Source organism: Amorphus sp. MBR-141 (genome assembly GCF_053628695.1).
Genome location: NZ_JBRJGW010000007.1, coordinates 235536 through 248250 on the forward strand (window position 1 = coordinate 235536; position 12715 = coordinate 248250).

Consider the following 12715-nt stretch of genomic DNA (forward strand, 5'->3'; position numbering starts at 1 on the left):
CGGTTGGCCACACAACCGGATGGCACGACCCCGTTCCGGGGCGTTCGAGGCGGGCGGATGCAGAAGAGCCTTTTTGCTTTCATCTGGGAATACAGCAAGCGCCAGCAGTTCGTGATCCTCGGGATCACCGTGCTGTCGTTTCCCATTCTCTACATGACCCTCGAGCTGCCGAAGTGGATCGTCAACGATGCGATCGACGGGAAGGTATTTCCCCGCACGATCGCCGGCTACAGCCTCGACCAGATCCCCTACCTGCTGACGTTGTGCGCCATCTTCCTCGGGCTGGTGGTGCTCAACAACGGCGTGAAGTTCGTCCTCAATCTCTACAAGGGCATCGTCGGCGAGCGCATGCTGCGCCGCCTTCGCTACCAGCTCTACTACCAGATCATGCGGTTCCGGCTGCCGCAGTTCCGCGGCGTCAGCGCCGGCGAGCTCATCTCGATGATGATCGCGGAGGTCGAGGACCTCGGCGTGTTCATCGGCGACGCGGTGGCCACGCCCGCCTTCCAGGGCGGCACGCTGATCGTCTACATCGTCTTCATCTTCGTGCAGGACCCGTTCCTCGGCGCGGCCGCGGTGTCGCTCTACCCGATCCAGGGCTACATCATCCCGAAGCTGCAGCGGAAGGTCGTTCTGCTCGCGCGCGAGCGGGTGAAGAACGTCCGCAAGATCTCCGACAAGGTGGGCGAGAGCGTCGCCGGTATCTCCGAGATCCACGCCCACGATACCGCCCAGTGGCACCTGGCCGACATCACCGACAAGCTTCTGACGAACTATCGCATCCGCTTGGACATCTACAAGCGGAAGTACATGATCAAGTTCATCAACAATTTCATGAATCAGCTCCCGCCGTTCTTTTTCTACTCGGTCGGCGGGTATTTCGTGATCTCCGGGCAGCTGTCGTTCGGTGCGCTCGTCGCGGTACTGGCGGCCTACAAGGATCTTGCCAACCCGTGGAAGGAGCTGATCACCTACTATCAGAACCTGTCCAACATGAACGTGAAGTACGACACCGTGATCGAGAATTTCGATCCGCCGAACATGTATCCGCCGGCGCGCCTCGACACGGACCGCGGCGACGACGAGGTTCTCGACGGCGACATCGTGTTCACCAACGCCAACGCCGCGTTCGGAAGCGGCCAGGAGGTCATCGACCTCGGGCTGACCATCCGCGCCAACGAGCAGGTGGCCGTGTTCGGCACCGGCTCAAGCGGGCGCACGGAAGTCCTGCTGCTCGCCGCCGGCCTGATGGATCCCGCAACGGGCCGGGTCGAGATCGGCGGCAAGTCCCTCGACGGCATGGCCGAGTCGGTCCTCGGCCGCGAGATCGCCTATGTCGGCCCGTCGCCGTACATGTTCAACGACACCATCCGGGGCAACGTCGTCTATTCCTTGCGGCACCGGCCGATGGCGCCGGCGGAGATCGACGACGACGAGCACAAGCTGCGGCTGACCGAGGCCCGGCTCACCGGCAACAGCCGTTATGACTTCGACGCACACTGGGAGGATCTCGCCAGCGCCGATGTCGCCGACCTGAAGGATCTCGATCAGCACATCCTCGATCTGTTCGACCGCACCGGCCTCGGCAACGATCTGTTCCGGATGGGCCTGAAGTCGAACATCGACCCGGAGGCCGATCCGGGTCTGGCCGAGCGCGTGCTCGAGGCGCGACGCACCATCACGGAGCGGATCCGCGGCGACGACGAGTTGCAGGATCTGGTCGAACTCTGGCGGGCCGACGCCTTCAACGCGAGCGGCACTCTGGCCGAGAACGTCCTGTTCGCGCTTCCGTCCGACCCGGGCGTGTCGGTCGACGCGATCGCCCAGGACGATGACGTCATGGCCGCCCTGAAGGAGGCCGGGGTTCACGACGATCTCGTCGACATCGGGGCCAAGGTCGCCGAGACGATGATCGAGCTGTTCTCGGGGATGGCCGTCGACGAAGGATTGATGGGCGATTTCAGCCTGCTCACGAGCGATCAGCTTCCGGCCTTCGAACCGTATGTGCGGGCCTACAAGGCGGGTGGCGTCGAAGGTCTCAAGCCGGTCCAGGCAAGCGACCTGATCGGGTTGGCCTTCCGTCTGATTCCCGCCCGTCACCGCCTCGTGGAGATCGACGAGGACCGCGCTGCGCGCTTCGTCGCCGGGCGCGACGTCATGCGCCAGCGACTCGAGGCGCTCGGCGGCCGGTATGCGTTCTTCGATCCGGAACACTATATCAAGCCCCTGAAGGTCGAAGAGAACATCCTGTTTGGCCGGCCGCGGCTCGACCGCCGCGGCTCCGCCGAGCGCATCGAGGGCTTCATCCGCAGCGCGCTGACGGAGCTTGGCGTCCGCGATCCCATCGCCCGGGCCGGGCTCGACTATCACGTCGGCGTTGCCGGCTCGCGGCTCTCGCCGGTGCAGCGCCGGCGGGTCGGGCTGGTGCGCGCGCTGCTGAAGCGGCCGCGGATCACCCTGCTCGACGGTACGGTGGATGAGGAGCCGCGCGTCATCGATGAGGTGCGCAAGGCCGTCGGCGACAACACCCTGGTGGTGGGCACTTCGTCCACCCAGGTTGCCCGCCGGTTCGGCCGGGTCGTGGTAATGCTGGACGGGCGCTTGGTCGCCGACGGCGATTACGATAGCGTTGCGGACGAGATATCCGACGAGCAGGATAGCGAGCGTGAGCGGGGAACGGCCGACGCGGCCGGCGATCCCGCGGAAGCCCAGGAGGAGACGGCGTGAGCCTGGACACGGAGGTTGAGGCTCTGAGAAAGGTCCCGCTCTTCCGCGGGGTCGACGACGCGAAGCTTCGGCTGCTCGCCTTCATCAGCGAGCGGATGAGCTTTCGCCCCGGCGAGCACCTGTGCGAGCAGGGCGAGCGCGGCGACGTCGCCTACATCATCCTGGACGGGTCGGCGGACATCCAGATCGGCACCGACCATGGTCAGGAAACTGTCGCGTCGGTGAAGCAGAATGATGTGGTGGGCGAGATCGCGATCCTCATCGATGTACCTCGCACGGCGACGGTCGTGGCCACCACCGAAATGAAGGTGCTGGCCATTGCCAAGGACAATTTCTTGAAACTTCTTAAGAATTTCCCAGATATGGCGATTGAGGTCATGCGCGTGCTGGCGCATCGTCTTGAGCGGACGACGCGGGAAGTTGGCCGGCTGCGCGCTGGATCGGCAGAGGCCGAACAATGACGATGATCGACCAGAGGGACGATCTCCGCATCAATTTCTGGGGTGTCCGGGGTTCGATCCCGACGCCAGGCAAGCACACGCTTCGCTATGGCGGCGAGACCACCTGCCTTGAAATCCGCGCCGGGCCGCATCTGCTGATCATCGATTGCGGGTCGGGCGCCCGCCGGCTTGGCTGGCAGATGGACAAGCGGCAGCCCCAGCCCGCCGACCTTCTGTTCACCCACACCCATCTCGACCACATCTGCGGACTGCCGTTCTTCTGCCCGGCCTACAGCCAGCGCTCGGAAATCAAGGTCTGGGCGGGCCACGTGCCGCGCGACGGTTCGCTGGAGGACATGCTGGCGCGACTGATGTCGCCGCCTTTGTTCCCGGTGCCGACCTCGGCGCTGCGTGGCTGCCAGTTCCGGCGCTTCACGGCCGGGGAGGCCGTCGGGCTCCGGCCGGGCCTGACCATCAAGACCATGCTTCTCAACCATCCGGGCGGGTCGACGGCGTACCGCATCGAATGGGGTGGCGGGGTCATCGTGACCGTCACCGATCATGAACACGGAAATCCCGAGATCGACGCGGCCGTCGCCAAGTTCGTCGAGGGCGCCGACATCATGGTCTACGATGCCACCTACCGGGACGAGGAATACGACCGCTACGTCGGGTGGGGCCATTCGACGTGGCAGAAGGCGGTTGCGCTCGCCGACAAGGCGGGCGTCAGCCATCCGGTCCTGTTCCACCACGACCCGACCCGCACCGATGACGATCTCGACCTCATCGCAGAACAGGCGATGGCGCGCCACGCCGGCGCCATCGTGGCCCGCGAAGGCCTCGAACTGGTGGCGGGTGCGGCGCCCGTCACGGTCGGCTGACGGGCCTGATTTCCTGACAAGCAGAACACGGACAGCGACCGAGAGGAACGCTCGCGATGAAACTCGACGACAGTGTAGCCGCCGTGGTCACCGGCGGGGCCTCGGGCCTCGGCGCGGCCACCGCCCGTGATCTTGCCGACCGGGGCGTCAAGGTCGCCCTGTTCGATCTGTCCGAGGAGGCGGGCGAAAAGCTCGCCGCGGAGATCGGCGGTGTCTTCGTCCGCGTCGACGTGACCGACGACGAGAGCGTGGCCGCAGGCTTCGCAGCGGCCCGCGCCCGCCACGGCCAGGAGCGCATTCTCGTCAACTGTGCCGGCATCGCGCCTGCGGCCAAGACGACGTCTCGGGGCGAGCCGCATCCGCTCGGCATGTTCGAGAGCGTGATCGCGGTCAATCTCGTCGGAACGTTCCGCTGCGTGGCCCATGCCTCGACCGGTATGGCGGAACTCGAGCCACGCGGTCCCGACGGCGAGCGGGGCGTCATCGTGATGACGGCCTCCGTCGCCGCCTTCGACGGCCAGATCGGGCAGGCGGCCTATGCGGCCTCCAAGGGCGGCATCGCCTCCCTCACGCTGCCGGTGGCGCGCGATCTGTCGAAACTCGGCATCCGGGTGATGACCATCGCGCCTGGAATCTTCGAGACGCCGATGCTGACCGGGCTGCCGCAGGAGGTGCAGGATTCGCTCGGCACCCAGGTGCCGTTTCCGTCGCGTCTCGGCAAGGGCGGGGAGTATGCGGCGCTCGCCCTGCACATCTACGAGAATCCGATGCTGAATGGCGAGACCATCCGCCTCGACGGCGCCATCCGGATGGCGCCGCGCTGATCCTTCGTTCGGCTGCCGCTGGCGGCTACTGCTGCAGGACGAGCCGGTCGCCGGTGATCTCGAAACGGTAGAGCCGGGAGAGGAAGCTCATCCCGAGGAGGCTGGTCGGCACCGAGCCGGCCGGCGCGACGGCGCCCACCACATGGGTTTCCTCCACCGAGCCGACGGTGACGAGATCGAGCGACACCGGGGCCACATGGGTCATGCCGTTGGCGGTCGATACCGGCAGCGAGAAATCCGTTCCTTCCGGGGCGATGCCGGCGCGCGACGCGTCTTCGGCGGTCAGCAGGACGAGGCTGGCGCCGGTGTCGAGCAGGAACGTCACCGGCGTGCCGTTGACAGCCCCCTGGATTCGGAAGTGTCCGTCGGCGCTGCGGGTGACGGTCACCCCGTCCTGGATGGTGACGGCGAGGCCCGGAACGACCGACGACAGGACGGTCCGTCCGGCCCGCTCGATGTCGGTCCGGTAGCTGTAGACGGCGATCAGCACGACGGCCAGAGCGCCCCAAACCAGCAGCGCGCGGCCGATCTCCACCAGCCGGGGGCCTCCGGCGATCACGCCGGCACCCAGCACCGCCAGGAGCAGGACGAGGCTGATGACGCGGGGCCAGGTGCTGTCCAACTGGGCGCTCAGTTCCTCGGTCGTGGTGGGCGATCCTGAGACCATCCACCAGAGGACGGCGGTGGCGCAGATCGCGGCAATCACGAAAACGGCGATGCGGCGCATGGGCTAGGCCTCCTGGACGCGGCGGAGGCGGTTTGTGAGCCGGCTCATGATCTCCCGCCGACGCGCCTCCGGCAGCGACCCCCAGGCAGCGATCTCATCGATCGTGCGTCCGCAGCCGACGCAGTAGCCGCTCGCGTTGTCCATCCGGCAGGTCTTCACGCAGGGGCTCGTCACGTCGGCGCGCTCACGGGTTCGGGCCAGGGGCTCTCCCGTTCGGATCGAGGCGACCCGAACGAAGAGAAGGGATCAGCAGGAAGGGGTCGGCACAGTCTCACGAGACAGAGATAACGATGGCGGCGAGAACCGCAATCTCGGCGACCTGCTGGGTCGCGCCCAGCACGTCTCCGGTGTGGCCGCCGATCAGCCGTTCGGCCGAGGTGGCCAGGTACCATCCGGCGAGCGCCGCCCCGATCGCCGCCGGCACGACAGCGATCGGGGCGAACCATACCGTGAATGCGAACACGATGACGGCGGCGGTGATCCCGGCGACGATCGCTGCCGAACTCTGTGGCCGTCCCACCAGCCGGGCGAGGCCATCCGGGCGCGCCGGCGGCAGGGAGATCCACGGCCACAGCATGGCGGTGCGGCTGGCGGCCGCGGCCGCGATCAGCCCCGCTGCGCCGATGAGCGGCGCCTCGGCGGCGAGCGCGCCGAGCAGGCTGGCGCGCACCAGCACCGTCAGGGCGAGGCCGAGCGCACCGAATGCGCCGATCCGGCTGTCGCGCATGATGGTGAGGCGCTGCTCGGGATCGCGGCCGCCGAAGAACCCGTCGCAGACGTCGGCAAGTCCATCCTCGTGCAGCGCGCCGGTGGTGATCGCAAGCACCGCGAGTGCCACGGCGGCGCAGGCGAGCGGCGGCAGGTCGATGGCGGCAAGCACCGCCAGCACGCACGCGGCGGGCAGCGCGATCAGCGCGCACGCGACAGGCAGCGCACGCACCGCGCCAGCCAGGCGTCGGCGGCCGGCCAGCCTGGAAAAGCGGTCCGGAAGCGCCAGTGCGAGCCGCGAGAAAAAGCGCAGGCAGACGACGACGTCCGCGCCGTAGGCGGAGATGGGGTCCAGGCTGTCTTGGCGGTCGCGCTCGGTCATCGGGATCCCTCTCGAATGGGTCGGTTCAGGTCGCTTCGGTCGCCGGTCGCGCAGCCCGGTACCCGCCGCCGGCAGGGTAGGAGGCCGGGCCGTCCCTGCCAACACGCGAACGTGGATATTCCTCCACCGTTGCATCGGTGCGAACCGAGCCTGTATGAGGCGGGCTCGGCTCCGGCTCCGGAGCGGCACATTCGAGAGTGATCATGACAGCTTCAACCGGGCTTCCGTTCGACGACATCCGCGCCCTCATCGCCTCGATGCCCGGGCCCGACACGGATGCGGTTGCGGCGGTTGCCGAACGTGATGCGACGCTGACCAAGCCGGCCGGGTCGCTTGGCCGGCTGGAGGACATCGCGGGCTGGGTGGCGGCCTGGCAGCGGCGCGGCGAGCCGGAAATCCAGGCGCCGATGGTGGCCGTGTTCGCAGCAAACCACGGCGTCGTGGACCAGGGCGTATCGGCCTTCCCGGCCGCCGTCACCAAGCAGATGGTCGAGAATTTCCGCGCCAACGGCGCCGCCATCAATCAGATCTGCCTGGCCAACGACATGTCGCTGCGGGTGTTCGAACTGGCCCTCGACCGGCCGACCGGCGACATTTCACTGGTCGATGCCTTCGACAGCGAGCGCGAATGCGCGGCCACCATCGCCTACGGCATGGAAGCGATCGCCGGCGCGGTCGACCTCCTGTGCCTGGGCGAGATGGGGATCGCCAACACCGCGGTGGCAGCGGCGGTGTTCCACGCGCTATATGGCGGCGAGGCGACCGACTGGGTCGGACGGGGCACCGGCGTCACCGGCGATGCGCTGGTCCACAAGGCCGAGATCGTTGCGCGGGCCGTCGCCCGCATCGAGGGCGAGCGCGATCCGCTGGTCATCCTGCAGCGGCTCGGCGGCCGCGAGATCGCGGCCATGGTCGGCGCCATCATCGCGTCGCGCCACCAGAACATCCCGGTGATCGTCGACGGTTTCGTCACCACCGCCGCGGCCGCAGTGCTCCATGCCGTCGATCCGTCGGCCATCGGTCACTGCATCTTCGGCCATGTCTCGGCGGAGAAGGCGCACCGGGCGGCGCTGGAGCGCCTCGGCGCCGAGCCGCTCCTCGATCTCGGCATGCGTCTCGGAGAGGGCACGGGCGCGGCGCTGGCGGCCGGCATCGTCCGCTCCGCCATCCAGGTCCATCGCGGCATGGCGAGCTTTGCCGACGCGGGCGTATCCGGGCCCGCCTGAACCGGCGGCCCCCAAGCCTCACGCAAGGTTGACGTGGGAGTGTGCCCTCGCCCTGTCGGGGCCCTCGTCGCACTCCCCCCCGGCGACAGAGCCCTGCAGTCGCGCCCTTGCGCGCGACAAAGCACCGCGGGGGCATGCGTGCGCCCGCGGTGCTTCAATCTTGTCAATCACCAGAAGTCCGTCAGGTCCCTGTGATCCGGATGTTGCCGGCGACGCCGGGCCGTCCGACTGCTCGGTATCGGATCAGCGCAGACGCGTCCTGATCCATTCGGCGGACGCGCGGGACAGCTGGGCCCACCGGTTTTCGGAGGCCTGATCATGCCGGTGCTTGTCCCGGCAATAGAGGGCTCGCCCAAGAAGAAGCTCATTCAGCATAGCAAGACCTCCCTAACGCAACACGCCCCCACAACTCACTGAGCAAGTATGCACTCCGTACGCTTCGGTGCAACTAAAAAAGCGCAGTCAGTGCGCTGCATTGCAGCATGGTGCCGGGCATGCTTTCGCCCCGGGACCTGCCGATGCCATATTGTATCCGCGACCGGCCCGACCGAGGCTCCGCACAACGGCATGCCAGACGCGGCGACAGCGAGAAAAACCCAATGAAACTCTACGATTCTCCACGCGCGGCCAATCCGCGCCGGGTGCGCATCTTTCTCGCCGAGAAGGACATCGTCATCGAAACCGTGCCGGTCGACATCATGGCAGGGGAGCATCTGGAGGACACGTTCACCCGGCTCAACCCGTTGCAGCGCCTGCCCGTCCTGGTGCTCGACGACGGCACGGTGATCGCCGAATCAGTTGCGATCTGCCGCTACTTCGAGGAGACGCATCCCGATCCGCCGCTGTTCGGACGTGACCCGAAGGAAAAGGCCTTGGTCGAGATGTGGCAGCGCCACGTCGAGTTCGGCCTGCTGATCCCGGCCCAGCACGCCTTCCGGCACATCAATCCGGCGATGCGCGAGCTCGAGGTGCCGCAGGTGCCGGATTGGGGCGAGGCGAACAAGTCGAAGATCCTGTCCTTCCTCAGCATCCTCGAGCAGCAGCTCTGCCACGACGAGTTCATCGTGGGGGACACCTACTCCATTGCGGACATCACGGCGCTGGTCGGCATGGACAGCCTGAAGCTCGCCAAGGTGCGGGTGCCGGACGAACTGGAACGGTTGAAGAAGTGGCACGATCGCGCGTCGAGCCGGCCCAGCACGGTGCTGTGACCGCGCCGCCGGAGGGCGGCGGCTGGTGCGGGCATCCCGATCCGCCGGACAGTGAACTCGGCGGCCTCGTCGGCGAGGTCCGCCGCTGCCGGATCTGTGTGGAGCGGCCGCTCGGCAGGCCGTTGCCGCATCAGCCGCGGCCGGTCATCCGGGCGGCCTCGGCGGCCTCGATCGCGGTCTGCGGCCAGGCCCCGGGCACGCGGGTGCACGCCAGCGGCCAGCCGTTCACCGACCCCTCCGGGGTGCGGCTGCGCGACTGGATGGGGATCGACGAGGCCGTCTTCTACGACACCACCAAGGTGGCGGTCGTGCCGATGGGCTTCTGCTTTCCCGGCCAGGATGCCAAGGGCGGCGACCTGCCGCCGCGCCGCGAGTGCGCACCGACCTGGCACGACCGCGTGTTCGCGTCGATGCCCAACCTGAAGCTGATCCTCGCCGTCGGGCTCTATGCCCACGGCTACCACCTGCCGGCGTGGCGCAAGCATTCGCTGACCGAGCGGGTCGCGGCGTTTCGCGAGATCATGGCCGCGGGCCGGCCGACCGTCGTGCCGCTGCCGCACCCCTCGTGGCGCAACAACGCCTGGATCCACCGGAACCCGTGGTTCAGCGAGGACCTGCTGCCGGTCCTGCGCCGGCAAGTCTCCGAGGCACTTGAGGGCTGAGAGTCTGGAGCCTTTTCGTCTCGCCGCGGTCGTTTCGATCACAGCGGAAATGCTCAGTCCGGCGCAAGGCCCCGCGGCATCTCGCCGAGCATCGACGGCCAGGCATGGGAGAGGTCGCCGCCGAGGCGCAGGGGTTCGATGGCCAGGGCGAGACCCGTCGCCTCGTCCAGTTCCACCACGACCCCCGACAGGGTCGGCGGACCGCTCGCCGCGGCGAAGCGGTTCTGCGGGATCTTGCGGAGGAACCGGCCAAGCGGCTCGTCCTTTTCCATGCCGATGATCGAATCGTAGGAGCCGCACATGCCGATGTCGGTCATGAAGCCGGTGCCGCCCGGCAGGATCCGGTGATCGGCGGTGGGCACGTGGGTGTGGGTGCCGACGACGAGGCTGGCGCGTCCGTCGAGATGATAGGCGATGCCCTGCTTCTCCGATGTCGCCTCCGCATGGAAGTCGACGATCACCGCGTCGACGTCGCGCCCCAGCACCAGGCCGTCGAGGATCCGGTCGGCCGCGGCAAACGGATCGTCGAGGGGATCCATGAAGATCCGGCCCATCAGGTTGGCGACGAGCACCCGCGCGCCGTTGGTGGCGGTGAAGATGTTGGCGCCGCGCCCGGGCGTGCCGGCCGGATAGTTGGCCGGCCGGATCAGGCAGGGCTGACGCTCGATGAAGACGAGCGCCTCGCGCTGGTCCCAGGAGTGGTTGCCCAGCGTCACCGCGTCGGCGCCGGCGTCCAGCAGATCCTGGCAGATCGCCTCGGTGATGCCGAACCCACCCGCCGCGTTCTCGCCGTTGATGACGACGAAATCCAGGCGGCCGTCCGCCACGATCTCGGGCAGCATGTCGGCGACGGCCGTCCGGCCGGCGCGGCCGACGACGTCACCCAGAAACAGTACGCGCATCGGGTTCTCCGGAGAGCGGGGGAAAGCGGAGGAGGCCGGCCTCGGTCAGCACGGCGTCGAGATGGCGGTCGTGGGGTTCCATGGGTACCACGTCCACCTCCTGGGTGGCGAAGGCAACCCCGATCGTCCGCAGCGGCCCGTTCTCGGCAAGGCGCCGGATGGCGCCGTCGTAGTGGCCCTTGCCGTAGCCGAGGCGCGCGCCCCCACGGTCGAAGGCGGCCAGCGGAACCAGCAGGATCGCGGGATCGCACTCGGGGCAATCGGGGCCGGGCTCCGAGGTGCCGAAGCCGGCCGGCACCAGCGGTGCGCCGGTGGTCCATTCGCGGAACGCGAGGTGCCGGTCCGGCCCGATCACCGGCAGCGCCAGCCGGTGGCCGGCCTCCGCCAGCGCCGCCATCAGCGGCCGCACGTCGATCTCGTCGCGGATCGGCCAGAAGCCGGAGATCAGCGCGGGCGTGTCGGGGAGCTTCAGGTCGGGAATCTGGTCGACGAGGGTCTGCGCCGCGGCTTCGCGCTCGGCGGGCGAGAGCGCTGCGCGGCGCGCCAGAACCGTCTTCCGCAGCTCGCTCTTCCTGCGGACGGTGTCGCTCGGCGCGGTTGCATCGGTCAATGGATCGGCTCGCGGACAGGGCAGGGGAAGGATGCGCCGGGGGCCGTGTCGCCGGGGCGCCCGGGCCGTGAGGGCCGCGGCGGGCGACGAACGCGGGTCGGCCGCGCCGGAGGACATTCCCCTCCCCAGGCGTGCACCCGGGACCATGGGCTCCGGCCGCCTGGCAGGGCGGAGAATCGGTCGGCGAACCGCCTCGGCCGTCGGAGGTATCGATCCCGGGAAACCTACAGAGTAGGTGGGCGCCGTTTTGCCCGAGCCCACGAGCCCGGACAGTGACAGCTCCCTTTTGGGTCGATAAGGCCCCGGGGATGCGTGGCTCCAGTCGAACCGTGCAGTATCGCCTGGCGCTCAATATAGGATGTCGCGGGGGCCGCGCGAAGGGGGGCGGATGCGATTTCCGCGGATGGCCGGAGCGGCGGTCGAAAGCCGGTCCGAACCGGCCAGGCCGGATCCCGAAAGCTCTAGCCGTCGCGGTCGGTGCGCACGCTGTCGTTGAGGCTCTTGGCGAACCGGTCGATGGTATCCGCCGTTTCGCCGACGCGCGCGGCGATGCTGGCTTCCCGCTCGTACCCCTGCTGGACCACCGCGTCGCGGGATTCCTTGAGGCTCTGGATCTCGGCGGTGAGCGCGACCAGACGGCGCTCGGCCTCCACCAGCGAATCGGTGACCCGGATGCCGGCCATGACGGTGAGGCGCTGATCGCCGATTTCACCGAAGGCGCCCCGCAGTTCTTCGATCGCCCCATCGAAGCGCTCGGCCAGGGTGGCCAGCCGCTCTTCCTCGCCGTCATCGCATGCCATGCGATAGCTGCGGCCATTGATGGTTACGGTGATGTGGGACATGCGCAGACCTTTCGAGCCCCCTCGGAGGCGATAAACGACCGGCCATGACGGTCTAACCGGTTGGCATGAGGCGCCTTTTCATCGCCATAGATAGGGTGGGAGGCGGCCAGCATAAAGAGGGGCGGGGCCAGGACCTAACCGCCGTGCTTGTCGAGCACGGTGCGGACGGTCTCCATTGCCGTCACCAGACGGCGCGAGACTTCCCGGTTGGTTTCTTCCAGACGGGTCGCCCGGCCCTCGGCGCGGTCGAGCGAGCCGGCGAGTTCGGAGCGGTCCTCGGTCAGTCGCTGGATCTCGTCCTCGAGCGTACCGACACTGCGATCGGCATCGATGCGCCGGTTCACGGCCGCTTCGAGCCGATCCAGCGCGGTCAGCAGTCTGTCGAATGCCTGATCAATGGCTGGCCGGTCCGCCATGGCGGCAGGGTTTCCTACGCGGTCGCGATTCGATAGCCATATCAGCCGGTTTCGCTTCTTGCATCCAGTTCTGCATGAAGCGGGGTGGCGGACGGCCGGATCCTCCTCGCATCCGGGCGCGCCAAGATCAAGCCGCGAGTGGCGGGCGGCTCCGGCG

Annotated in this window: 14 protein-coding genes and 1 other RNA gene; 7 read left to right on the top strand and 8 right to left on the bottom strand. The window is 68.1% G+C overall.

The features are described from left to right. Nucleotides 1–57 precede the first annotated feature (57 nt). From ACSSVZ_RS12215 to ACSSVZ_RS12230, 4 genes are read left to right on the top strand one after another with little or no spacing between them, the layout of a single operon-like run. Nucleotides 58–2727: an ABC transporter transmembrane domain-containing protein gene (locus ACSSVZ_RS12215; protein WP_453970338.1), complete on the top strand. Its 2670-nt coding sequence runs from the start codon at nt 58–60 to the stop codon at nt 2725–2727. After that, a complete protein-coding gene (locus ACSSVZ_RS12220) occupies nt 2724–3188 on the top strand; it encodes a cyclic nucleotide-binding domain-containing protein (protein WP_453970340.1) in 465 nt (154 codons plus the stop codon). Before ACSSVZ_RS12215 ends, ACSSVZ_RS12220 begins: the two co-directional genes overlap by 4 nt. Next, nucleotides 3185–4048, top strand: a complete 864-nt coding sequence (locus ACSSVZ_RS12225) for an MBL fold metallo-hydrolase (protein WP_453970342.1) — start codon at nt 3185–3187, stop codon at nt 4046–4048. Before ACSSVZ_RS12220 ends, ACSSVZ_RS12225 begins: the two co-directional genes overlap by 4 nt. A gap of 56 nt (nt 4049–4104) precedes the next feature. Then, nucleotides 4105–4872: an SDR family NAD(P)-dependent oxidoreductase gene (locus ACSSVZ_RS12230; protein WP_453970343.1), complete on the top strand. Its 768-nt coding sequence runs from the start codon at nt 4105–4107 to the stop codon at nt 4870–4872. Nucleotides 4873–4897: 25 nt separating this feature from the next. On the opposite strand, the gene ACSSVZ_RS12235 is transcribed toward ACSSVZ_RS12230, so the two are convergent. The 3 genes from ACSSVZ_RS12235 to ACSSVZ_RS12245 form a co-directional block, all read right to left on the bottom strand. Beyond that, on the bottom strand, nt 4898–5599 hold the full coding sequence (locus ACSSVZ_RS12235) for a retropepsin-like aspartic protease family protein (protein WP_453970345.1): 702 nt from the start codon (nt 5597–5599) through the stop codon (nt 4898–4900). A 3-nt stretch (nt 5600–5602) separates the two neighbouring features. Next, nucleotides 5603–5773, bottom strand: a complete 171-nt coding sequence (locus tag ACSSVZ_RS12240) for a DUF1289 domain-containing protein (RefSeq protein WP_453970347.1) — start codon at nt 5771–5773, stop codon at nt 5603–5605. Nucleotides 5774–5870: 97 nt separating this feature from the next. Next, the gene (locus ACSSVZ_RS12245) at nt 5871–6689 is read right to left on the bottom strand and encodes an adenosylcobinamide-GDP ribazoletransferase (RefSeq protein WP_453970349.1); all 819 of its coding nucleotides are present in this window, start codon (nt 6687–6689) and stop codon (nt 5871–5873) included. 203 nt (nt 6690–6892) lie between these two features. On the opposite strand from ACSSVZ_RS12245, the gene cobT reads away from it, so the two are divergent. The 3 genes from cobT (at nt 6893) to ACSSVZ_RS12260 (ending at nt 9788) form a co-directional block, all read left to right on the top strand. Continuing rightward, nucleotides 6893–7915 carry a nicotinate-nucleotide--dimethylbenzimidazole phosphoribosyltransferase gene (gene cobT / locus ACSSVZ_RS12250; protein ID WP_453970351.1) on the top strand — a complete coding sequence of 341 codons (1023 nt, stop codon included), beginning with the start codon at nt 6893–6895 and terminating at the stop codon, nt 7913–7915. Nucleotides 7916–8514: 599 nt separating this feature from the next. Further along, a complete protein-coding gene (locus ACSSVZ_RS12255) occupies nt 8515–9126 on the top strand; it encodes a glutathione S-transferase family protein (RefSeq protein WP_453970352.1) in 612 nt (203 codons plus the stop codon). Further along, nucleotides 9123–9788 carry a uracil-DNA glycosylase family protein gene (locus tag ACSSVZ_RS12260; protein WP_453970434.1) on the top strand — a complete coding sequence of 222 codons (666 nt, stop codon included), beginning with the start codon at nt 9123–9125 and terminating at the stop codon, nt 9786–9788. Before ACSSVZ_RS12255 ends, ACSSVZ_RS12260 begins: the two co-directional genes overlap by 4 nt. 53 nt (nt 9789–9841) lie before the next feature. On the opposite strand, the gene ACSSVZ_RS12265 is transcribed toward ACSSVZ_RS12260, so the two are convergent. From ACSSVZ_RS12265 to ACSSVZ_RS12285, 5 genes are all read right to left on the bottom strand, one after another. After that, on the bottom strand, nt 9842–10690 hold the full coding sequence (locus ACSSVZ_RS12265) for a TIGR00282 family metallophosphoesterase (RefSeq protein ID WP_453970354.1): 849 nt from the start codon (nt 10688–10690) through the stop codon (nt 9842–9844). After that, nucleotides 10668–11300: a 5-formyltetrahydrofolate cyclo-ligase gene (locus ACSSVZ_RS12270; RefSeq protein ID WP_453970356.1), complete on the bottom strand. Its 633-nt coding sequence runs from the start codon at nt 11298–11300 to the stop codon at nt 10668–10670. Before ACSSVZ_RS12270 ends, ACSSVZ_RS12265 begins: the two co-directional genes overlap by 23 nt. Before the next feature lie 182 nt (nt 11301–11482). After that, a non-coding RNA gene (ssrS, locus tag ACSSVZ_RS12275) (6S RNA) lies at nt 11483–11641 on the bottom strand. 120 nt (nt 11642–11761) lie between these two features. Continuing rightward, entirely contained in the window at nt 11762–12142 is a 381-nt protein-coding gene (locus ACSSVZ_RS12280; protein ID WP_453970358.1) for a cell division protein ZapA, read from the bottom strand. Nucleotides 12143–12276: 134 nt separating this feature from the next. After that, entirely contained in the window at nt 12277–12558 is a 282-nt protein-coding gene (locus ACSSVZ_RS12285; RefSeq protein WP_453970360.1) for a DUF4164 domain-containing protein, read from the bottom strand. Nucleotides 12559–12715 lie beyond the last annotated feature (157 nt).